The following is a 21,614-nucleotide window of genomic DNA, read 5'->3' as shown; positions in this document are numbered from 1 at the left end:
CGCCTGCCGTGGTGGCGTCCGGCTACGCGCGATCGGGGTCGTGAGCGGCGAACAGGCGGGCGACCATGTCGTTCAGCAGCGAGCGCTCGGCGGGTGTCAGCGTACCGAGGAAGTCGGCCTCCACCTTCGCCATGTGCGCCAGCACCGCCTCCACTGTGCGCGCGCCGTCCTCGGTCACCGTGACCAGGTATTTGCGGCGGTCGGCGGTGTTGCGGACGCGGCGCACATACCCCAGTCGTTCCAGCGTGTTGATGACCTCCGTCATGGTGGTGCGGTCCATGCGGGCCACCGCCGTCAGGTCGCGCTGCGACATGGAGGCGTCGTGCGCGTAGGCGAGTACGCGCAGCTCCTTGCCGGTGAGGCCCCAGCCGCCGGCCTCGTCCTCGATGCGCTGCCGCGCGAAGTCGCCGAGCCGCGCCAGCAGGTAGCCGGTGGCCATGGAGATCCGCTCTGCTGCGCCGCGCCTGCTCATGCCGTCCAATGTAGAGCCCTTGAGCCCGGCGATAATCGTCAGCTAGACTGACGGAAATTCGTCAGCCAGGCTGACGAATAGTGCCGCTCAAGGAGCTCTCATGACGCTGTCTTCCCGTGGCGAGCCTGCCCTGCGTGTCGTTCTCATCCTGATCGGCGCGATCACCACACTGCCCGCCGTCGCCCTCCTGAACGTCGGCATCCTCGACTGGAACTACGGCGTGTCCGACCCCACTCCCATGACGCAGGCCCTGCTGCAGCACCGCGGCATGCTGCAGCTGCTGCTCGGGGCCGCCATCATGTGGGCCGCCTTCCACCCTCCGGTGCGCCTCGCGGCCGCCCTGGCCGCCGTGGCCGGCAAGGCCACGTTCCTCGCGCTCATTCTGCCCAACGCGGCGATCCGCGGGGATCTGTCGCCGCTGAGCAGCTGGTTCGACCTGACCTGCATCGTCGTGCTGGGACTGCTCGCCGCCCGGCTCGTCACCCGCGAGCGCGAGGCCTGACCCTTCGCCGTGCGGACCACTCCGCAAGTCGCGCCAGGGCATGATGGGCCCGTGTCCGTCCAGTTTTCAGGTGGTGTGTCCAAGCGTGAGGCAGAGGTGCTGACCTTGGTCGGCGCGCAGCTGTCCAACGCGGAGATCGCCGCTCACCTGCACCTGTCGGTCCGCACGGTGGAGAACCACGTGTCGTCCCTGCTGCGTAAATGCGGTGTCACCAACCGGCGGGAGCTCGGCAAGCTGGCCGGGCGGGGATCGGCCGCGCCTCCCGGCATCGCCGGCCTGCCGGTGCCGCTGACCACGTTCATCGGCCGTGGCGCCGAGCGCGAGCGGCTGCTGGAGGCGCTGAAAGCCGCGCGGCTGGTGACGCTGGTGGGACCCGGTGGCGTCGGCAAGACGCGGCTGGCGATCGAGGTGGGCGCGTTCTCCTCGGGAGGGGTGTTCGTCGACCTGGTGCCCGTCGGGGAGGCGTACGTCGCCCAGGCGGTGGCCGCCGCACTGGGCGTCACCGAACGCCCGGACCTGCACCTGCACGAGGCCATCGCCGAACGGCTCGGTACGGGCGAGGTGCTGTTGATCCTCGACAACTGCGAGCATGTGATCGACGCCGTCGCCCGCTTCACCAAGCAGATGCTCAGCCGCTGCCCCGGCACCCGGATCCTGGCCACCAGCAGGGAACGCCTCGGCGTGCCCGGCGAACGCTGCCTCCCCCTGCTGCCCTTCCCCCTGACGTCGGCCATGGTGGCACCGGTGCCGCTCACCTCGCACGCCGAGCTGCTCTTCCTCGACCGGGCCACCGCGGCGGATCCGGGCTTCACCGCCGACCCCGCCACGCTCGCGCTGCTGTGCGCGAGGCTCGACGGGATGCCGCTGGCCATCGAACTGGCCGCGGCCAGGGTGGCCGCGCTGGGGGTCGATGCCCTGCTGGTCGGACTGGACGATCACCTGCGTCTGCTGGTCGGCGGCCGGGGCGCCGACGAGCGGCACCACTCGCTGCGCGCGGTCATCGGCTGGAGCCACGAGCTCCTGGACGAGCAGGAGCGGGCGCTGTTCCGGCGGCTGGCCGTCTTCGCGGGGCCGTTCGACCTGGAGTCCGTCGTGGCCGTCACCCCCGGCCTGGCGGGGAGCGCGGCGGCCGACCTGCTCGGCCGCCTGGCCGACAAGAACCTGCTCATCGTACGCCACCGCTCCGGCGCGGCCAGGTGGCGGCTGCTGGAGACCGTACGGGCCTACGCCGCGGAGCGGCTCGACCAGGCGGGCGAGCGGGAAGCGGCCGGGCGGCTGCACCTCGAATGGGCCGCGGGAGTGGCGACGGCCCTGGAAGCGCGCTTGGAGACAGCGGCGGACGGCCGGCCCGCCGACTCCTGGCGCGACGACTTCGACGCCGTCGCCGACAACCTGCGCAGCGCCCTGGCCTGGGCGCCGGACGGGCCCGGACACCTGCCGCACCGGCTGGCCCGCTCGCTCGGTCACCTGACGTACGCGCGCCGGTTCCTTGAGGAGGCGCTCGGCCACTACGAGACGGCGGCGCGGCGGGCACCGACCCCACGGGAGGCGGTGGCCGACCTGCGCGCCGCGGCCGACTGCACGTTCGCGGTCGGTGATATCGGACGGCAGCCGTTCGAGCTGCTGCTCAAGGCCGTCGGCCGGGCGCGCGAGACGGGTGACGGCGACCTGACGGCCATCACGCTGGCCTGCGCCGTCAGCGCCGCCTGCCGCCATCACGCCGAGTTCGAGGAAGTGGTGCCGTACGCGAGCAAGGCCGGGCTGCTGGCGCAGGCACGGGCGGCCGGCGACCCGGCGAACCCGACGGTGGCGGCGCACCTGGCCGCCGCGGCAGCCTGGATGGCGACCGCGGCCCCTGCTCATGCCCAGGCACCCAGGACGGCCGCGAGGGGCGACCGGGCGGATCCGGCGCCGATCGCCGCAGCGGTGGAGGCGTCGCGAGCGACCGGGGACCCCGTGCTCCTCAGCGCGGCACTGGACATCGAGACCCTCGCCGCGCTCCAGAGCGAAAGGCGGCGCCACGCCTGCCGCGTCACCGGCCGGCGTCTGTCTCTGCTGGAGAGCCTGCCACGGCACGCCCCCGCCGCCTGCCCCGAAATCGTGGACACCTTCAGGATGGCGTTCTACGGCTTGCTCAGCGTGGGCGATCTGCCGGCCGCCTTGAACGTCGCCCGCCAGGCCATGGACGACGACCTGGTAGGAGGCTCCTACCTGGCGGCTGCTCACCTGATCACGCCGCTGGTCCTCACCGGCCGGTTCGACGAGGCGATGAGCCTGGAGACCAAGATGTGGGAAGGCTGGCAACGGGTGGACCGGCCGTTCGGCCCGCAGCTCGGCCCCGCGGTCGGCGCCCTCGCGCTCGCCCACGGCCTGCGCGGTGACAGCGACGCCGCGCACCTATGGCGCTCACGCGCGCTCAACCCACCTGACCGGCAACGGTACGCCCGCTTCACGGCCTTCGCCGATGCCAGGCTGGCGCTGCACCACGGACGCTTCGAAAAGGCGGCCGAGCTCGTCGACTCCGCCCTGACCGGCAGCCCGACAGCGGCGACGGCGCCGTACCGGGCGGCGATCGTGGCGGAGCTGGCGGTGGTCGCCGGTCTCCCGGGGGCGGCCGACCGGCTGGCGGCCACGAGCGCGGACGAGAACGACTGGGCCGCCGCCTGCCTGGCCCGCGCCAGGGGCCGCCTGCACGAGGACCACGGCCAATTCCGCATAGCCCTGGAGATCTGGGAGCGAATCGACGCCCGCTTCGAACACGCCTGCACCCTGCTGCTGCTCCCTGGCCGGGCGGACGAGGGGATACGGGGGCTGGCCGAGCTGGGCTGCGTGCCACCCAAGACCTGAACCGACGCGGGCGAGTGTGAGCGCGCCCGTTCAGCGACCTGGCACGTATCTACCTTTTCTGGGCTTTTGCGGCTTATGTAGCTGAATGTCCTTAATCAATTTTGCGCCTGATAGTGTCACTCCACCGCAGGCCCTCCATCGGCTGAGGAGTCGCGGCAGCCGGGCCCCCGTATGAGGGCGGGCCCCCGGTGAGAGGCTCGATTCTTCAGGCGTCTTCACCGCGTGCCGCATCGGTGTCCATTCTGGTGCGTCCATTTTCTGGAAGGCAGGAAATTGCCCCGCACTTATGGCTTTCTCAGCACGCATCCGCCGACTGAGTGCGGACTGGCGACCTTCAACTCGGCCCTGGCCGCCCAGTTCGCCAGGGGCGGGATCGTTCGCGTCACCGCGGAAGGCGACGACGAACGGCCACCGCCCGGAGTTGTGCACACCTGGACTCCTGGCAGGCGCGGCGGCTGGGAGGACGCCGCCGCCGCTCTCGAGGACTTCGACGTGGCCATCGTGCAGCACGAGTACGGCATCTACCCCGGCTCCGACGGCGAGGACGTCGTGCCGCTGCTGTGCCGTCTCGCCATGCCGAGCATCGTGGTGCTGCACACCGTCCTGGCCAGGCCCACGCCCCGGCAGAAAGCCCTGCTGGAGGAGATCGGGGACGCCGCCGACGCGTTGGTGACCATGACCGGCACCGCCCGTGACCGGTTGACGACCGGATACCGGGTCGATGCCGGCAAAGTGTCCCTCATCCCGCACGGAGCCGCCGATCACATGCGGGTTCCTGCTCGGCGCCACTCCCGTCCACACCTGCTCACCTGGGGACTGCTCGGCCCCGGCAAGGGCATCGAATGGGCGTTGCGCGCGCTCGCGCTCCTCGGAGACCTCGACCCGCCGCCCATGTACACGATCGCCGGCAAGACCCACCCCAAGGTGCTGGAGCATCAGGGCGAGGCCTACCGCGACAGCCTGTACGAGCTCGCCGCCCGCATCGGCGTGTCCAAGGCCGTCCGGCACGACCCGGTCTACCGGGACCAGGAGTCGCTGAGTGAACTGGTGCGTTCGGCCGACGTCGTCGTGCTGCCCTATGACTCGGCGGAGCAGGTCACGTCCGGTGTCCTCATCGAGGCCGTGGCCGCGGGCGTGCCGGTCGTGGCCACAGCCTTTCCGCATGCCGTGGAGCTGCTCACCGGCGGTCCCGGCCTGATCGTCCCGCATGGCGACCCCGCCGAGCTCGCCGCCGCCATCCGCCGGGTCATCACCGACCCCCGGTCGGTCAGCGATGTCACCGGCCGTACCCGCGCCTTGATCCCGACCCTGCTGTGGCCCGCGGTCGCGGCCCGGTACGACAGCCTCGCGCGATCGCTTCTCGCCGAGCGGCCCGTCGCGGCGGCCGCGATGCTGCCATGAGGGCCCCCACGCCCGGCTTCAAACACCTGCTGCGGCTGAGCGACGACACCGGTGTGTTCGAGCATGCCCGGCACGCCGTCGTCCTGCGCCACCACGGGTACTGCACCGACGACGTCGCCCGTGGCCTCGTCGTCGCCAGCCGCGAACCGAGCCCGGTCCACCGTCTTTCCCGGCTCGCCGACTGCTACTTGGCCTTCCTCACGCACGCCCAGGATCCCTCTGGCGCGTTCCACAACCGGCTCTCATTCGATCGGCGCTGGAGCGACCGGCCGGGCGTCGGCGACTGGTGGGGGAGAGCGATGTGGGGCCTGGGCACGGCCGCGGCCCGCAACTCCACTCCCTGGGTCCGGCAGGACGCGCTGCACGCCTTCGTCCTCGGCGCAGAGCAGCGCTCCCCGCATCCGCGCGCCATGGCCTTCGCCGGGCTCGGCGCGGCCGAGGTCCTGCGCGTCACCCCGGACCACAGCGCGGCCGCGAGCCTGCTGATGGACGCCGCGGAGGTCGTCGGCGCCCCCGCGGAGGATCCCTCCTGGCCGTGGCCGCAGCCGTACCTGACCTATGCCAACGCCGCGCTCGCCGAGGTGGTCATCGCCGCCGGAGACCTCAGCGGCGACCGGCCGCTGCTCACCAGCGGCCTGAACATGCTCACCTGGCTGTGCGACATCCAGACGACGGAGGGCCGGCTCTCCGTCGTGCCCGTCGCCGGCTGGCGGCGGGACGCGCCGCGATCCCGCTACGACCAGCAGCCGATCGAGGTGGCCGCGCTCGCCGACGCCTGCGCCACCGCCGCCCAGGTGACCGGCGACGACGCGTGGCATGAGCGGGTACGACGGGCGGTGGCGTGGTTTCACGGCGCCAACGACGCCGGGGCGGCGATGTGGAGCCCCGCGACCGGCGGTGGCTACGACGGCCTGACCGAACAAGGCCCCAACCTCAACCAGGGAGCCGAATCGACTCTCGCGCTGATCTCCACCATGCAGCACGAGCGGCGCCTGCCGTGACCGCAGGGGATCTGGCCACCCGAATCGGCCCGACGCTCACTCCGGACCCGCGAAGAGTGATCATCAAGCTCTTCGTGCCCGGGGAGGACGCCGCGCTCACCCGTTCCCGCGCCGCCGCGCTGATCGATCGCATCATGCTCCTCGGCGAGGACAAGACAACCGAGCTGCTCCAGGAGACGCTGCGGCGATTCGGCGGTCGTCACGACGACCTCGAAACGACCTTCGCCCACCACCACGATCTGGTCCGCCATCGCGTCCCGCGCGAGACCGAGCTGTCCCTGCCGGCTCGGCTTCTCGTGGGCGCCTACTTCAGCCACGAATACGCGGTGGAGGGCGCGGCGCTGTGCAACCCGTCGATCGTCCCCCACCCCGACCAGTCCGGCCTGCGCCCCGGACAGCTCCGCGCGGCGATCAGTCTGCGGCAGATCGGCGAGGGACATCTGTCATCCATCGGCTTCGCGGCGGCGGTGCTCGGCCCGGGCTCCGACCTGACGATCAACGACCGCATCGGGCCCCTGTCCGTCGGACGCCGTCACGCGACCCACCACAGGAGAGACCTGCTCGCCGCCGGAATCTCCGACGACGCCCGGGACACCGAGGTTTCGGCCACCATGCTGGGATCCCTGCCGGAGCGATTCAGCGACGACGACTTCGAGCGCGCGACCACACAACTGCCCGCCGACCTGCTCACCCGTACCACCACGCAGCGAACCTTGGAGGAGCTGCGCCGCGCGACGCGCTCGGAGTACGCGGTGGCCTTTCCCGCCGATCTGCCACTGCATCGGCGGGTGCTCTGGCCGGCGACCGAGGCCGAGCGCAACGGCATGGAGGACGCACGATTCGTACGGATCATCGACGAGGACGGCAGGCCGTCCTACCGCGCCACCTACACCGCCTACGACGGGCGGAACATCCGCTCTCACCTGATCACGAGCGATGACCTGCGCCATTTCGAGATCACCCCCATGCGCGGCCCGGCCTCCGCCAACAAGGGGATGGCACTGTTCCCGCGCCCGGTCGGCGGACGCAGTCTGGCGCTGTGCCGCTCCGATGGCGAGACCATCGGTCTCACCGTCCTCGACCGGCACAACCGGTGGCAGCAACCGGTCCCGCTGCACCTGCCCGGTCGCGGCTGGGAGCTCATCCAGGCGGGCAACTGCGGATCTCCCATGGAGACCAGGTTCGGCTGGCTCGTCCTCATCCATGGGGTCGGCCCCATGCGCGACTATGCCATCGGAGCCCTGCTGCTCGACTCCCGCCAGCCGCACCGTGTCGTCGCCGAGCTCCCAGGCCCCCTCCTCACCGCCGACGGCACCGAACGCGACGGTTATGTGCCGAACGTCGTGTACTCCTGCGGCGGCCTGATCCACGATGACGCCGTGTGGCTCCCGTACGGGGCGAGCGACATGCGCATCGGGTTCGCCCGTGTGCCGCTCACCCCTCTCATCGAAGCGATGCGCCCACCAGATTGAGGCGGCTCGCTGATCACCTTGACCGGCGGCTGACCGAACGGCGCCGTCATGACCCCGGACGCACAACGAACGAGCACCGCGCACGCCGGGGAGGCTCGCGAAGAGGGTGATCATGGGTCACGATGGCCTGTATGAGCAACGAGGATGGCGCGCGTGCTGAGCTGGAGGAGTGGAGCGAGTTCATCGGCCGGATCCGCTACGACGGGCCACGTCCCGGTGATGCGGGCGACGAGCGGTCGGCCGATGAGGCGGTGTCCAACGAGTTCTCCAGCTGGGGACGGCTCGACGGCTCTGCCGAGATGAACAACCTGATCTGCCGTGCCATGGAGATCGGCTATCTGCGGGCACTGAAGGACGTGCGCGAGCAACGCATCGCCAGGCTGGGGCCCACAGGCTGAAGGCGCGCGGGGTTCGCGCGTCCGGCCTGGGATGACGCGCATGGCCGCCGTGCCGGTCACGCCATGATCAGGAAGCGGTGGCCCAGGCCGTTGACGCGCAGCAGCCTGCGCGTCCTTGCACGTGGACGCGACGCCGACCTGAATGCCAACGTTGCCTTGGAAATCAACATAAAAGGGCAGTTGCCATTCGCGGACATTAACCGAGAGCTCGCACGTTTCGAAAAAAATAGCCGTATTTTACCTCCCGAAGAAATACTGTTTCGACATCCGGTCTTACCCTGGAATTACCGAGGATTTCTCGAGCGTTGGCGTTCAGGTCGGCGTCGCCCCCGGCGATAGACGATCGGCTCGTGGACAGGGCCGGGCAGGCCAACGATCATGACACTTCTTACGCGTCCCACGCCGCTGGGCGCCCCTGGTGCGCCGCGCGCGACCGACTCCAAGGCTCGCCTCCGGCTGGTCACCGGCGCACCGAAGGCCGACGCCTTCGCCGACTGGGAGAACGAGGGAGGACACCTCATCGATCAGGACATACCAGCTGTGAGCGGCCCGCGCCGAAACGGTCAAGTCGATCAGCGGCCTCCCACGTCCCTTCCCCGGTCCCAGAGTCGCACGACTCTCACCGACGCCTTCCCGCTCGGCACGGCCGACCGATCGAAGCCGACCACCGTCGGCCTGTCCGGCGAGATCGACATGTACACCAGCGCGAACCTGCGCACGCGTCTGGAGGACGTTCTGAAATCCAGCACGCCTCTGCTGGTCCTGAACTTGTCCGCGGTGTCTTTCTGCGATGCCTCCGGCTTGGCCGTCATCGTCGGCATCCAGCGTCGCGCCCGGTTCATGGGCATCACGCTGGCGCTGGCGGCGCCCCGCCCAGCCATGTACAAGCTGCTGCACATCACCGGCCTGGACCGCAGTCTGCCCGTGATGTAAGGCGATGCCCGCCGGACAATATGGCGATATTTCTCGCTAAATGCGCCCGCTATTAATTACTTTGACGGCCCTTCCAGCATCTTGATAAATTCACATGGCAAAGCAAGATGATCGCGGGAAGGATTCACCATGCCCAGCCAGATCGCATTCCCCACCGACGCGGACCTCGCTTTCGAGGCCAGGACCGACGGCTACGCCCAGACGGAGAAGTCCCTCGACTCTTACAGCCCCAACTGGAAGAGCTTCGAACTGCAGTAGCCGAAAAGCCTGTTGGGGCGGCAGGCAGCCCCGTCGCCCCAACTCCTCGACAGAGGAAAGTGATGTATCGGACTTCAACCTGTGGCGTCCTTTATGTGGACGACGGATATCTCGTCTGGGACGATTACCTGAGTCATCGGCAAGTCGCTCTGGCGAGTGGCACGGAAAAATTCCTGGCAGCCTTCAGACGCCCGAAGGAAATAGCGCAGGCGCTCGCCGAGCACGACGATCCCAAGGGCCGCGAGCATGCCGAGCGCGTCATCCGGGCACTCATCGGCGCGGACATCCTCGTCGAGCTGGGCTCCCCTCGCGACCTCCACGAAAGCCGGATGAGCGCGGCGTGGGCCCCCTGGTCGCCCATCGCCAGGGCGTTCCACTACTCGACGCAGTTCCTCGACTCGAACATGTTCCTGTCCGAAGCCGAGCAGGACGAGCAGCTTCAGCGCAAGCTGGAGGCAGAGCCTCCTCCGCCGGCGTTCAAGAAGCACGAGAACGCGCTCGACAGCATCCCGTTCGCCGCAGACATCCCCGCTGCCGGCGCACTCGTCGAACGCGATCTCCTGACGCTGCTCTATACCCGGCGCAGCGTGCGCTCCTACTCCGGCGACGACATCCCGCGCGACAAGCTGGCGGCCCTCCTGTCGATCACCGCGTCGCCCATCAGGAGCAGCGGGCTCAGCCAGACGACGCTCAAGACGAGCCCGTCCGGCGGCGGCAGGCATCCGACCGAGCTCTACGTCTACGCGCGCAGAGTGGCCGGCGTTCCGGAGGGGCTCTACCACTACGACGCCAAGAACCGGCTGCTCGACCGCCTGACCGCACCACTCGCCGACGACCTGCTGGTGCGGGTGTGCGCGGATCAGACCTGGACCCGCGACGCGTCCGCGTACATCTTCTTCACCAGTGTGTTCGCCCGGAACAAATGGAAATACAAAATCTCCCGCTCCTACCGCATCCTGCACTACGACGTGGGGCATCTGAGCCAGACGGTCTATCTCCTCACGGCGGCGATGGGGCTTTCCTGTACGTTCACCGCAGCGCTGCGCGACGAAACACTTTCCCAGCTCCTGGAATTGGACGGCGCCACAGAGCTCGTCATGGGCTGCGCGGTGATAGGGACCGGACCCGGCGCGGACCGTACATGAATCACGGGCAGCAGAAGGCGGTGAGAGCCGGCACGCATCGGACCGTCCCGCCCGACGAAACGCTGAGCCGGGTCGCCCCGCACCTGCCGCGCATCGGCATCACCCGAATAGCCGACATCACCGGTCTCGACCATATCGGCATACCGGTTTGGCAGGCCTGCAGACCCATGTCCACCACCCTTTCCGTATCGCAGGGAAAGGGCCTCACCGACGCCTTGGCCAAGGCATCGGCGGTCATGGAGTCGATCGAACTCTGGCACGCGGAGACCGCCGGCATAAGCGTGCGAAGAGACACCGCCGAAGGCCTCGGATCGGAGCTCACCTACGACCCCCGGCGACTTCCGCTCGCATACGGCAGCCTGCTGACCGCGCGAACGCGCCTCGACTGGGCTCCCGCGAAGCCTGTCCTTCCCGGTCCCCGCGACGATGAGCGCCCCCGATGGCTGCCGTACGAGGCCATCCGTCTCGACGGCACCGTGCGAGACCGCTGGACCGTTCCCCTCTTCCGCCCCTCGACGAACGGGCTGGCCAGCGGCAACACCCTCGAAGAAGCCCTGCTCCACGGACTCCTGGAGGTGGTGGAGCGCGACGTGCTGGCGTCGGACGGCGAACGGGTGCCGATTCTTCCCGGGTCGGTCGGGGGTTATCCCGGTGAGCTGGTGCAGCGCTTCCATGACGCCGGCATCAGCCTCCGCATCGAGGACATCGGCAACGTCTATCGCCTGCCCTGCTTCAAGGCGCTGATCCTGAGCCACGACTTCCCGGTCGTCTTCCGGGGCTCGGGCTGCCATACGGACAGCGACGTCGCACTGAGCCGGGCGCTCACCGAGGCGGCGCAATCTCGCCTCACCGCGATAGCCGGCGCCAGGGACGATCTCCCTGGCTCCATCTACACGTCGGCGCGAATCTCTCACGCCGGCATCGACGCGAGGGCCGCCCGATGGGCAGCAGCCGCGAAGACCCCTTACGGGCGTCGAGACGACAGCGGCACCTCAGTCCGTGCGGACATCGACCTCGTCGCGACGCGCCTGCTCACGCGGACGCGGGCAGAGCCGATCTATGTCGACCACACGCGCCCCGACGTAGGGATCCCGGTGGTCCACGTCGTCGTCCCCGGCACGGCGCGGAGGGAGCATTAGAGTGCGCCGGTTCCTCTTCGTCGGCCCGAGCCTCCCCGACCCCCGGAAGTATGTCGGCGAGGGGGAGGACATCCGGGTTCTCCCACCCGTCCGAGCCGGCGATCTGCCGGCGCTCGCACCACGGCCCGGCGACGTCATCGGGATCATCGACGGGTTGTTCCACCAGGTCAGGTCGGTCCAGCACAAGGAGATCCTCTACGCCCTCCAGTGCGGAGCCGCCGTGCTCGGCGCGGCCAGCATGGGCGCCCTTCGGGCCGCCGAGCTGGCTCCGTTCGGAATGCGCGGCATCGGGCGCATCGCTGCTGACTTCGCCACCGGCCGGCTGACCGCGGACGACGAGGTCGCGGTGGTTCACACCGACCGCGAGCACGGATTTCACAGCCGCACGTTCCCGCTCGTGTCCCTGAGATACACGGTGGAGCGCTTGGTCGGGCTGGACAGAATGTCGCCACAAGAAGCCGGACAGCTGATCCACGACATGCGGGCCCTCCATTACACGGACCGCACGCTCAACCGCCTCAGCGAAAGGGGCGAGGCGCTGTTCGCCTCCCTTAAGTCCGCATGGGTCGACGCGAAGAAAGACGATGCCATTCGCCTGATCGACGAGATGTCCCAGAAAACGGATATCACCGCGGAATCCCGCAGCGTTCCGGACACGATCTATCTCCACGCCTGGCGACTGGGTCATGAGATCAGCGGGCATACGCTCCGGATCTATCAGCTTTTCGGCCGCGGCTACGAAGAGCTGCATGCGCGTATCGTCCAGGATGCGATACGGGAGGAATGCATATCCCGCTGCGGGCCGAACGCTTCCACCGCATTCCCCGACCCCATACTCAACCACGCCCACCACGAGGGCTACCTGGCACCGGACGACACCGCACTTCTCCCACGCCTGCGTCCATGGCTGACCGCGGCGGAGCGCTCCGGCGAGCCGCCCCTCACGCTCCTCAAGAAGGCGGTGACCAGGGCGTTCCGCATGCTGCCCGACGTCACCCCGGACGCCGAGGCCGGCCGGCGACTGCGGTCTCTGGGGCTCGACGCCCGGGCGCGCGAAGTGCACGAGCTCGCCACCGCGATCAACCTGAACGCGGAATCCCGGCTCCCCGGTTTCTCCGTCGAACACATCCCTGACGATCGCTTGGCGCAATTGGCGAGCAACCTCTATGGTGTCCGCCCGGACGAGCTGGAAACAGCCGCTAGAATGCGAGGGATTTCCGGCGCAGACGCCCTGATAGCCGCGCTACGGCCATACTACTTGCTGGCGAAATACAACCCGGAAACCGTGGCACTTCCCCTGGACATTTCGTGAGGACCCGGAGGCATCCCTGATATCTGCATATGCGCGCGCATGGCGTATCGTACGCGGCTCCCGCGCCATGACGTTGCTGGCTCTCATCACCGGCGTGAACGCCGTCGGAAATGGCCTGTATGCCACGATCAGCGCGTTGTACTTCACCTCCGTACTCGGCCATTCGCTGGGCCTGGTGTCCGCGGTGCTCTTCTCGGCGATGGTGCTGGCCATGGCGGCCGATCTGGCCGGCGGTCGCCTGGCCGACACCAAGGGCCCCCGCCAGGTGTTCCAGGCCGGGCTCGTCGTGTCTCTCGCCGGCATGGTGGCGATGCTCGCCGCGGGCCAGGTCGTCGTCTTCGTCATCGCGGGGCTGCTCGCCGGCATCGGGCAAGGGCTCTGCATGTCGTCGAACGTGGCGCTCATCCGCCGCGCGGCCGGCGCCGACGCCGTGATGGCGCGCGCGACGCTGCGTACCTTTCTGACCGCCGGCCTCGCCCTCGGCGGCCTCATCGGCGCGGGAGTGCTCGCGGTGCGGGCGCCGGAGGCCTACCTGTTCGCCATCGCGGTCAACCTCGTCACCTTTCTGTGGTGCGCGCTGCTGACCGGCAGCCTCGACGTGCCGAGCAGCCCCGCGAACGGCCTCCAGCGGCCGGCCGGGTTGTTCCACGTCTATCGCGATGTCCGGTTCATGGCGTTCGCGGTCATCTCCGCGCTCATCTCGGTGCACAATCACGTCCTGCCCTTCGCCGTGCCGCTCTGGCTGGCGATCACCCATCCGCAGCTGACCTGGCTGGCGGGCATCGCCATGGTGATCAACACCGTGCTGGGCGTGGTGCTGCAGATCCACGCGAACGGCCGGGTGAGCTCCGGGCGCGGCGCCCTCCTGTCGTTCCTCCTGGGCGGGGTGACCATCGGGGCGTCGTACCTCGTCTTCGCCTGGATGGCCCAGGCTCCCCTCGTCACCGCGGTCATCCTCGTGCTGGGGTTCGTCGTCATCTACTCGCTCGGCGAGATCGTGCTTGCGGCCGGGGCCATCGACCTGCAGTTCAGGGTGGTGCCGGGGGAGATGCAGGGTCAGTACAGCGCGGCTTTCGGGACGATGCACGGCCTGGCGGCGGCCGCCGCACCAGCGGTGCTCGGCCTGGTCGTCTCGTCCGGGGGCGTGCTCGGCTGGCTGGTCCTCGCCGCGGCGACGGGCCTTCTGGCGTCGATGGTGCTCGTCGTGGGGCGGAAGTTCGAGTTCCAGCCTGTCGGGTGATCGCAGCAGGCGGCGGCCACGGTGGTGCGCCCGTTCCAGGTCACGCCTTTGGGGAAGCGGGCGCCGGGCCGGTGCGCGCCGGCATGGCACGGCCGGCGCCGCTCGGCGGCGAGGCCGAGCAGCGCCGGCAGCACCGCGAACCTCATCGGTTCGCGTCTGTGGCGAGGGTCTGGGGCTGGTGGGGTCTGGGGCTGGTGGGGTCTGGGGCTGGCGGGCCTGCCGTTGACGCCCTCAGCCGAACGGAATGACCGGCTCAGCCGAGCGGAATGACCGGCTCAGCCGACCGGCTGGCGTAGAAGCAGCCCGTGGTGGGCAAGCTGCTCGCCGCCGGCGGGGTGGTCCCGTCGTAGACGGCCAGCAGGAAGTTCTGCGGGCACCGCCGGGTGCTGCCGGTGCGGATGCCGAAGTGCAGATGCGGACCGGTCGAGTTGCCGGTGTTGCCGGTCAGCCCGATCTGTTGCCCGACGCCGACCGACGCGCCGTTGGCGACCGACCACGACGAGAAGTGGCAGTACGTGTAGATGGCCCCGTCGGTTCCGGTCAGGTTGATGCCCTGCCCGCACAGGCTGTCGTCGATGATCGTCACCGTGCCGGCGCGCGCCGCGTACGCCGGGGTGCCGGTGCCGACCGGGAGGTCGATCGCGGGATAGTCGTGGTGCGGGTCGTCGTACTCGCTGCGCGGCAGTGCGGTGCGCGGAAGGGGGAGCGAGAACGAGCTCCCTCCGGTGGACGAGGTGATCCGGACCGCGTCGGCGACGACGTAGCCGGGCTGGCTGGTCCAGCGGCTGACGCCGACCACGTTGTAGTCGCCGGCGGCCAGGGTGAACGTGCCGAGACTGACCCAGCGGCCACCGTTGGCGCGCTGGTCGATGACCACGGTGCGTGTGCCGTCGGGGGTCGCCACCAGGAAGGGGGTGGCGCTGTTGTAGCCGGCGTCCGCTGGGTACCAGACCTCGACCAGGTGGGCTCCGGCCGCCGCGATCGACGCCTTGAACCAGGCGGCGCCGCTCGTGGCGGTGTTCGGTGTCGCGAACCGGTAGTCCGCGCCGTACCGCTGCGCGGACCATGCCGACGTGCCCCAGTCGGCGTCGGCGGTGAACTGGCCGGCGGTGGCGTTGTCGACCGTGGTGGTCGCGGCGGACGCGGGCGCCACATTGCCGAGCAGAACCAGAGAGGCTGCTACGACGGCGGCCGATAAACGAGTGATGAGTTTCACGAGCTGATCCCTCCGGGGGGTTGAGGGGAAGCACGGGCGAAAGTATCTAACCAATATGCGAGCGTCATTGAAAGATATTTACACCGATCGGTATCTTGGCCCGGACTCCCAGGTCGGTCGACAGGGCACCGTCTCGTGAAGCAGATCTGAAGGCGTGACCGCATAGATTCCGCCCTGAGTGTCGCGACACCGAAGGGGGCTTCGGGGATGAACTTATGCCAGACAGCCCTGTGCGACGGATCGCGAGCCGCCGGGACGACCAGGTCCGTGATCGTCGGATGACCGGCCCGTCCCCTTCTGGCAGTGAGAGGAACTCTTGTCGTGCTTGCGAAGTCAGGCCTGCTGGGAGCCCTGATCGGGCTGTCTCTGGCCATCACGCCCACCGTCTCGCACGAGGCCCCGGCCCCGCGCTCCGTGTACGTCACGAACATTCTCTCCAGCGACATCACGAGGTTCGCGATCCAGCAGGACGGTGGCCTGGCAGCGGACGCCGAGCTCACGGATACCGGCGCGGCTCCCCGTGGAATCGAGATCTCACCCGACGCGCGCACGGTCTATGTCGCCAACGGCGAGGACAGCACGATCACGACCTACCGGGTCGCCGCCGACGGTGGCCTGGAGGCCCTGCCGCCGTCCACCCCCACCCCGGAGGACCCGGACGACGCCGTCGTGTCGCCCGGCGGGCAGCGGCTGTACGTCATCAGCCGCAGCGCCGCGATGGTGACGATGTTCCCGATAGCGGGCGACGGCAGGCTCACGACGCCCGGAACGTCCTTCCCGGTGCTGGGCGAGAATCCCCGGGGGATCGCCATGACCCCCGACGGCAGGTTCCTGTTCGTGAGCACCGGCGACCCGCTGGCGGACACCGTACCAGATGTGCTGGTCAGGTTCAGGGTCGAAGGCGATGGCACGCTCACGCGGCTCGGCACGACGCCGATCGGCGCGGCGGGCGGTGCGATGGCCCTGACGCCCGACGGCAGGTTCCTGTTCGTGCCGTGCTCGGCGTCGCGTGAGGTGTTCGTCTTCCGCGTCGGCCCGGACGGCGGCCTGGCGCCGGTGCCCGGCTCGCCGTTCCGCGCGCCCGGCGTCCCGATCGCGGCCGCCGTCACCCCAGACGCCCGCAACCTGTACGTGGCGGACGGCGGCCTGATCGACAGCGGCAGCACGAAGGTGTCGGCCTACGCCATCCGCGACAACGGTTCCCTCGACCACCTCGCGGACGTCGATGCGGACGAGAGCCCGGTGTCGCTGGCGCCCACGCCGGACGGCCGATGGCTGTACGTGTCGAACCTCGACACCAGCAAGGTCTCGGCGTTCCGCATCAAACCGGGCGGCTACCTGGAGGAGCTCGACGGCAGCCCGTTCCCCACCGGAGGCATGCGGCCCGCGTTCCAGTCGCTCGCCGTGCTGCCGGACCAAGGCCCGCAGGCGGCGCTGACCGCCGGTGGGACGACCGGGCTCGTGGCCCGCTTCGACGCCTCGGCCTCCGCGGACCCGGACGGCCGCGTCGTCCGCTACGACTGGAGCTTCGGCGACGGAACCGTGCTCGAGAACGGCGGGCCGGAACCCGCACACCGTTTCCGTGCGGCCGGCACGTACCAGGTCACCGTGGTCGTCACCGACGACGAGGGCTGCTCCACCGACCAGGTCTTCACCGGAGCCTCCACCCAGTGCAACGGCTCGGGCCGGGCACGCGCGCGGCAGAGCGTCACCGTCCGGTAGTCCGGACGCCGTGCGGCGAGAGGACGCTTCTGGAGGGGAGCGTCACCCGTCCCGCCCGGTCGATGGTGTGCCTGAGACCGGCTCGGCGGCGTACTCCACGAGTGCTCGCACACTGCACGGACGGAATCGTCGGCGGCCGCGGAGCCGCCGGGCGATGAGGTTCCAGGTGGTGCGTATCCGCGAGGGTCCGCCTCGCGCGTGATCGCGGCGTGCGTTCCTGATCTCGCGCAGGATCGCGGCGCGCTGCCGGGCCGTGCCCGGCCTGCCCGACAGCATCAGCTCCCAGCGCAGCATCCGGACGTCACTGCCTTCGGGGAGACGGAAGCTGGCCTCGAACGCGACCTGCAGCCGGTCCGCGGTGAGCCGGGCCAGCTTCATGACGAAGTCGGCCTCGGAGAAGCGCAGGGTGATGGCGTCGAGGTGACAGCAGCCGCACTGTGCGTCGGCCACCGCCTCGTCGATGAGCAGCGGCACGAATCGGAGCGCGAGCCCGTCCTTGTACACGAGGCATTCCTGCCGTGGAACATTCAGTCCCGTACGAGGCGTGCGGTCTGATCGGATGCGCGGTACGGGCATGGACGGCCCTCTTCTCAGATGGACGCGGCGCGGGCGAGCCGCTCAGGATCTCCCGCGCGATCGGGTCGTGATTTCCCACAACGATTCGATTCCCACTGTCGCTGTTTTGCAAGAGGACTTATCCGAGGCGGCGCTGGCTCATTGCTGAAGATGAATCCCAGTAATTGACACGAGTTCTGCTCGGAAACCTCAGCAGAGACACGACCCACGCGGCTCAGTGAAATACTCGTGCACCGGGCTGTCTCGACTGGGTCGAACGATTCTATTGACTATGAGTTTACCCAGGGATAAGAATGAATCGGGAGCAGTTTCGCCCGATGCTCCCGGACCGAGCGCGGTGCCTCCGAAGTCGCTCTACCTGCGACTCTCGAAGGCCGGCCCCCGCCCAGGCTTCCGCTCCGGACCTTCGGCCTCGCCCGACCGCGCACGAAAGGAAGTAACACTTCTTTCGCGATCATCGCGCCATTCTCCGCACATCCCAAGCCGACCTGCGCAGCCGCGCCTCGAAGAGGCCTGCCGGCGTTATTCCTGCGCGCCTTTCCGGTAGCGGCATGCGTCAATGCAGCGGGTTTCCCGTCCGCTTCCGGCCGTGCCCGGATTCGCCGCGGAAGGGAAAGCCCGGTCATCCGCAGTGTCCGCCCAAGGGAGTGAAGGAGTTCCCCATGTCCGGCGACGGGCCGCTTCGCGCCTTCTACCTGAACGCTGATGGCAGCGCGCAGAGCATTTTCCACGTCTGGGAGGAGGGAAAGGCCAAGGGCGATTCGGTCACCCCGTCGACCTACAGCGCCGCCTACCGCCGCTGGATGGTCGAGCGCCTGCGCGAGCTGCTCGCCGAGCACGCTTCCCCGGCACTGCTCGGCCTGGGCTGCGGCAACGCTGCGGTGGAGGCGGAGCTCGCCGCCGCCGGCCATCTCGTGCTCGGCGTGGACATGCTGGACGAGGCGGTCGCCCTGGCCCGTGCGAAAGGCGTGGACGCGGTGTGCGCGGACGTCCTCACCTGGACGCCACCCGCCCGCCCGTGGCCTGTGATCTACGCCGACGGTCTGCTCGGGCACCTCCACCAGCCCGGCGCCGGCGTGCACGTCGCACTGAGGCGTTTCCGGTCCTGGCTGCCTGCTCAGGGTGGAACGCTGTTGATCTCCAACGACGGCCCGCGTACCGACGCCGAGGTGGAGTCTCACCCCGAGGTGCCCGGGTTCGCCTGGATGTCCAGTGCCTACCTGTGCCGCCAGGCGAAGGAATGCGGCTTCGACGACGTGTCGAGCTGCGTGTTCACGTACCGCCGCCCGACCTCAGGGCCGCGCGAGCGCGTCATCGTCACCGCCAGGACAGGTGAGCGTCGGCTGGGACGAGCATGGGACTCCTGACCGCCGGAACGGTGTCCGTGGTGGCCACCCTCTCCGGCCCGTCGGCGGTCCCGTCCGGGTTCGGCCGAGCGGTGCGGTGCTTGGAGGTGCGCGCCGATCTGGCCGGCGATCTGGACCCGGCGCCGTTGCGCGAGGACTTCCCCGGCCCCCTGCTCTACACCTTGCGCAGCGTCGCGGAGGGCGGCCGCTGCGCCGACCCGCCGGACCTGCGCAGGGCGCGGCTGCTCGCGGCCGCCGACCGCTACGACCTCATCGACCTCGAGGCCGACCGCGACCTGGACCTGCGGCACCGCATCCCTCCCGAACGCCGCGTGATCTCCTGGCACGGCCCGGCCATCGGGCTGACCGGCCTGCGCCGCAGGTTCCAGGCTCTGTCCGCCGTGCCCGCGGGCTGCTACCGGCTCGGCGCGCGCGCCGATTCCCCGGCCGCGGCCGTGGTGCCGCTGCTGCTGCTGAAATCACTCGGCCGCGCCGACGTCACGGCCTACGCCACCGGCCCGGCAGGGATGTGGACCCGGATGGTGGCGGCCCGCTTCGGCGCCCCCGTGATCTTCGGCCGCCTGGACGACGCCCCGACGGCGACACCCGGTCAGCGCGACGATCAGCGCGACGGTCAGCGCGACAGTCGGCCCAGTGATCGGCCCGGTGATCGGTCCAGCGGTCCGATTGACGACCAGCCGCCGCTGGACCGGCTGCTGGCGGACTACCCCCCTCAACTCCTGACCGGCGCGCAGCGGCTGTACGCGATCATCGGAGCCGAGACCACGCGCTCGCTGGCCCCCCTGGTGTACAACACCGCCTACCACCGCCTCGGCCTGCCCGCGCTCTACGTTCCCATCAGTACCACCGACCTGCCCCGCGCGCTGGCCGAGCTGGTACCGGGGCTCGACCGGCTCGGGCTGCCCCTGGCCGGCGCCACCGTCGTCGCCCCGCACAAGGACGCCGCCTTCGCCCTCGCCTCGCGGGCCAGCCGGTTGGCCCGGCGCGCCGCCGCGGCGAGCCTGCTCATCAGGACCCGGCAGGGCTGGCGGGCCGACACCGAGGCCGCCGGCGTGGTCGCCACCCTGGCCGGACGGACGGTGACGGTGGCGGGCCGGCGGGTCGCGGTGGTCGGGTGCGGCGGCGCGGGCCGTGCCGCCGCGGCCGGCCTCGCCCAGGCGGGTGCCGAGGTGACGCTGGTCAACCGGGGCACCGCCGGCGGTCTGCGCGCCGCCCGGCTGCTCGGCCTGCCGTTCGTGCCGCTGTGTGACTTCGACCCGCGGCCGTACGCCGTGCTGGTGCACGCCACGCCCGTGACCGATGCCGTGCCGTTCCCCGTCGGCGGGCTCGCGCCGGGGACGGTGGTGTTCGACCTGAACTACCGGGCCGAGGACACGCCGCTCGTCGCGGCCGGCCGGGCTGCCGGACACGTGACGATCGACGGCAGGCAACTGCTGCTGGTCGAGCTGGCCCGGCAGTTCCGCCTGATGACCGGTCGGCGTATGCCCGCCGCCGACGTGCGTGCCGCCCTCGGCTTGCCCGTCCCGCAGGGAGAGCGATCATGAACGCGCGGCCGTTGCGGTTCCACTGGAGTGTGCCGGGCTCGGGCACGGACGTGCGCGGGGCCACGGCCAGGGCCCGGACGAGCGCGCTCCCCGACGCCGGCTTGCACGTGGAGTTCGCCCAGCGGGCCGAGGAGGCGGGGATGGACTCCGTCCTGGTGCCCATCGGTCACTACCGGGCCGACCCCGTGACGATGGCCGCGGTCATGGGTGCGGAGACGAGCCAGGTGACATTCATGCTCGCCGCGCGCCCGGGGATCGTCTCGCCCACCTATTTCGTCCAGCAGGTCAACACGCTCGCGCTGCTGACCGGGGGCCGCGTCTCGATCAATTCGGTGGCCGGTCACTCCCCGGCCGAGCAGCGCTTCTACGGAGACACGCTGTCCCACGACGAGCGCTACCGGCGGGCCGAAGAGTTCTGGACGATCTGCCATGCGCTCTGGGCCGCGGAAGAACCGGTGGACTTCGACGGCGACTACTACCGCCTGCGCGGGGCACGGCCCGGCGTGCCGTTCGGCGGCGGGCGCGGTCGTCCAGAGATCTACGTCGGGGGGAACTCCGCGCAGGCCGAACGGGTCGCGCGTACTCAGGCCGACTGCCATCTGCGGTTCGCGGCCGCCCCGGACGACCTCGCCCCGCTGGCCACCCGGATGCTGGAGAGCGGGACCGAGACCGGGATCGTGGTGTCCATCATCGTGCGGCCCACCAGGGACGAGGCGGTCCGGGCCGCGTACGAGCTGGTGGAGCGAGCAGGCGAGCAGGCGAGGCGGGCGCAGCGGCAGTTCACCGCCCGCTCCGACTCCGTGGGCTTCGCCGAGGCGCAGGCGGCGGCCGGGAGCGATGAGGGCTGGCTCACCCGCCACTTGTGGAACGGCGCCGTCCCCTACCTCGGGCCGCCGGCGATGTCGCTGGTCGGCGCGCCCGGCGACATCGCCGACGGGCTGGCGGAGTTCGCCTGCGCGGGGATCAGTCAGTTCGTGTTCCAGGGACGTCCCGACCTGGAGACCATGACGGCGTTCGGCCGCGACGTGCTCCCCCTCGTACGGGAGCGGGAACGCCGCTGACGCCCCGA

Annotated in this window: 19 protein-coding genes; 16 read left to right on the top strand and 3 right to left on the bottom strand. The window is 70.0% G+C overall.

Annotation, left to right across the window (positions count from 1 at the left end):
• Positions 1-22: 22 nt before the first annotated feature.
• Positions 23-472 carry a MarR family winged helix-turn-helix transcriptional regulator gene (locus tag ABEA43_RS58660; RefSeq protein WP_345576603.1) on the bottom strand — a complete coding sequence of 150 codons (450 nt, stop codon included), beginning with the start codon at positions 470-472 and terminating at the stop codon, positions 23-25.
• A gap of 100 nt (positions 473-572) precedes the next feature.
• Here ABEA43_RS58660 and ABEA43_RS58655 point away from each other — a divergent pair, with 100 nt between their 5' ends.
• The 12 genes from ABEA43_RS58655 to ABEA43_RS58600 all read left to right on the top strand — a co-directional run bounded on the left by ABEA43_RS58655 (position 573) and on the right by ABEA43_RS58600 (position 14,120).
• Positions 573-974 carry a hypothetical protein gene (locus ABEA43_RS58655; RefSeq protein WP_345576601.1) on the top strand — a complete coding sequence of 134 codons (402 nt, stop codon included), beginning with the start codon at positions 573-575 and terminating at the stop codon, positions 972-974.
• 75 nt (positions 975-1,049) lie between these two features.
• On the top strand, positions 1,050-3,821 hold the full coding sequence (locus ABEA43_RS58650; RefSeq protein WP_345576599.1) for an ATP-binding protein: 2,772 nt from the start codon (positions 1,050-1,052) through the stop codon (positions 3,819-3,821).
• A gap of 273 nt (positions 3,822-4,094) precedes the next feature.
• On the top strand, positions 4,095-5,222 hold the full coding sequence (locus ABEA43_RS58645; RefSeq protein WP_345576597.1) for a glycosyltransferase: 1,128 nt from the start codon (positions 4,095-4,097) through the stop codon (positions 5,220-5,222).
• Positions 5,219-6,223 (top strand): glycosyltransferase, encoded by a 1,005-nt coding sequence (locus ABEA43_RS58640; protein ID WP_345576595.1) that lies wholly within the window; start codon positions 5,219-5,221, stop codon positions 6,221-6,223. The genes ABEA43_RS58645 and ABEA43_RS58640 overlap by 4 nt, the downstream gene beginning before the upstream one ends.
• Positions 6,220-7,695: a glycoside hydrolase family 130 protein gene (locus ABEA43_RS58635; protein WP_345576593.1), complete on the top strand. Its 1,476-nt coding sequence runs from the start codon at positions 6,220-6,222 to the stop codon at positions 7,693-7,695. The genes ABEA43_RS58640 and ABEA43_RS58635 overlap by 4 nt, the downstream gene beginning before the upstream one ends.
• Positions 7,696-7,826: 131 nt before the next feature.
• On the top strand, positions 7,827-8,093 hold the full coding sequence (locus tag ABEA43_RS58630) for a hypothetical protein (RefSeq protein WP_345576591.1): 267 nt from the start codon (positions 7,827-7,829) through the stop codon (positions 8,091-8,093).
• A 540-nt stretch (positions 8,094-8,633) separates the two neighbouring features.
• Positions 8,634-9,026, top strand: a complete 393-nt coding sequence (locus ABEA43_RS58625) for an STAS domain-containing protein (protein WP_345576589.1) — start codon at positions 8,634-8,636, stop codon at positions 9,024-9,026.
• A 129-nt stretch (positions 9,027-9,155) separates the two neighbouring features.
• Positions 9,156-9,284, top strand: a complete 129-nt coding sequence (locus ABEA43_RS58620; protein WP_345576587.1) for a hypothetical protein — start codon at positions 9,156-9,158, stop codon at positions 9,282-9,284.
• Positions 9,285-9,379: 95 nt separating this feature from the next.
• Positions 9,380-10,429 carry a SagB/ThcOx family dehydrogenase gene (locus ABEA43_RS58615; RefSeq protein WP_345576585.1) on the top strand — a complete coding sequence of 350 codons (1,050 nt, stop codon included), beginning with the start codon at positions 9,380-9,382 and terminating at the stop codon, positions 10,427-10,429.
• Positions 10,426-11,568 carry a YcaO-like family protein gene (locus tag ABEA43_RS58610; RefSeq protein WP_345576583.1) on the top strand — a complete coding sequence of 381 codons (1,143 nt, stop codon included), beginning with the start codon at positions 10,426-10,428 and terminating at the stop codon, positions 11,566-11,568. The genes ABEA43_RS58615 and ABEA43_RS58610 overlap by 4 nt, the downstream gene beginning before the upstream one ends.
• Before the next feature lies 1 nt (position 11,569).
• The gene (locus ABEA43_RS58605) at positions 11,570-12,880 is read left to right on the top strand and encodes a TfuA-like protein (protein WP_345576581.1); all 1,311 of its coding nucleotides are present in this window, start codon (positions 11,570-11,572) and stop codon (positions 12,878-12,880) included.
• 67 nt (positions 12,881-12,947) lie between these two features.
• A complete protein-coding gene (locus tag ABEA43_RS58600) occupies positions 12,948-14,120 on the top strand; it encodes an MFS transporter (RefSeq protein ID WP_345576579.1) in 1,173 nt (390 codons plus the stop codon).
• Positions 14,121-14,373: 253 nt separating this feature from the next.
• Here ABEA43_RS58600 and ABEA43_RS58595 read toward each other — a convergent pair whose 3' ends face one another.
• Entirely contained in the window at positions 14,374-15,336 is a 963-nt protein-coding gene (locus ABEA43_RS58595) for a golvesin C-terminal-like domain-containing protein (RefSeq protein ID WP_345576577.1), read from the bottom strand.
• Positions 15,337-15,657: 321 nt separating this feature from the next.
• Between ABEA43_RS58595 and ABEA43_RS58590 the strand changes: the two genes are divergently transcribed.
• On the top strand, positions 15,658-17,058 hold the full coding sequence (locus ABEA43_RS58590; protein WP_345576575.1) for a beta-propeller fold lactonase family protein: 1,401 nt from the start codon (positions 15,658-15,660) through the stop codon (positions 17,056-17,058).
• Between the two features lie 42 nt (positions 17,059-17,100).
• On the opposite strand, the gene ABEA43_RS58585 is transcribed toward ABEA43_RS58590, so the two are convergent.
• Positions 17,101-17,562 (bottom strand): hypothetical protein, encoded by a 462-nt coding sequence (locus ABEA43_RS58585; RefSeq protein WP_345576573.1) that lies wholly within the window; start codon positions 17,560-17,562, stop codon positions 17,101-17,103.
• Positions 17,563-18,296: 734 nt separating this feature from the next.
• Here ABEA43_RS58585 and ABEA43_RS58580 point away from each other — a divergent pair.
• Genes ABEA43_RS58580 through ABEA43_RS58570 form a run of 3 tightly spaced genes read left to right on the top strand, consistent with a single transcriptional unit; the run spans position 18,297 to position 21,606 of the window.
• A complete protein-coding gene (locus ABEA43_RS58580) occupies positions 18,297-19,001 on the top strand; it encodes a class I SAM-dependent methyltransferase (protein ID WP_345576571.1) in 705 nt (234 codons plus the stop codon).
• Positions 18,989-20,545 carry a type I 3-dehydroquinate dehydratase gene (locus tag ABEA43_RS58575; protein ID WP_345576569.1) on the top strand — a complete coding sequence of 519 codons (1,557 nt, stop codon included), beginning with the start codon at positions 18,989-18,991 and terminating at the stop codon, positions 20,543-20,545. Before ABEA43_RS58580 ends, ABEA43_RS58575 begins: the two co-directional genes overlap by 13 nt.
• A complete protein-coding gene (locus tag ABEA43_RS58570) occupies positions 20,542-21,606 on the top strand; it encodes an LLM class flavin-dependent oxidoreductase (protein WP_345576567.1) in 1,065 nt (354 codons plus the stop codon). The genes ABEA43_RS58575 and ABEA43_RS58570 overlap by 4 nt, the downstream gene beginning before the upstream one ends.
• Positions 21,607-21,614 lie beyond the last annotated feature (8 nt).

The sequence above is a fragment of the Nonomuraea rosea genome (assembly GCF_039539705.1).
Taxonomy (GTDB): domain Bacteria; phylum Actinomycetota; class Actinomycetes; order Streptosporangiales; family Streptosporangiaceae; genus Nonomuraea; species Nonomuraea rosea.
Note: the sequence above shows the minus strand (reverse complement) of the source record. Positions and strands in the feature narration are given on the sequence as shown.

Coding starts and splice junctions, on each gene's coding strand:
- ABEA43_RS58580 (WP_345576571.1), top strand. CDS start 18,297: ATGTCCGGCGACGGGCCGCTTCGCGCCTTCTACCTGAACGCTGATGGC.
- ABEA43_RS58570 (WP_345576567.1), top strand. CDS start 20,542: ATGAACGCGCGGCCGTTGCGGTTCCACTGGAGTGTGCCGGGCTCGGGC.
- ABEA43_RS58620 (WP_345576587.1), top strand. CDS start 9,156: ATGCCCAGCCAGATCGCATTCCCCACCGACGCGGACCTCGCTTTCGAG.
- ABEA43_RS58630 (WP_345576591.1), top strand. CDS start 7,827: ATGAGCAACGAGGATGGCGCGCGTGCTGAGCTGGAGGAGTGGAGCGAG.
- ABEA43_RS58640 (WP_345576595.1), top strand. CDS start 5,219: ATGAGGGCCCCCACGCCCGGCTTCAAACACCTGCTGCGGCTGAGCGAC.
- ABEA43_RS58575 (WP_345576569.1), top strand. CDS start 18,989: ATGGGACTCCTGACCGCCGGAACGGTGTCCGTGGTGGCCACCCTCTCC.
- ABEA43_RS58655 (WP_345576601.1), top strand. CDS start 573: ATGACGCTGTCTTCCCGTGGCGAGCCTGCCCTGCGTGTCGTTCTCATC.
- ABEA43_RS58660 (WP_345576603.1), bottom strand. CDS start 472: ATGAGCAGGCGCGGCGCAGCAGAGCGGATCTCCATGGCCACCGGCTAC.
- ABEA43_RS58600 (WP_345576579.1), top strand. CDS start 12,948: ATGACGTTGCTGGCTCTCATCACCGGCGTGAACGCCGTCGGAAATGGC.
- ABEA43_RS58610 (WP_345576583.1), top strand. CDS start 10,426: ATGAATCACGGGCAGCAGAAGGCGGTGAGAGCCGGCACGCATCGGACC.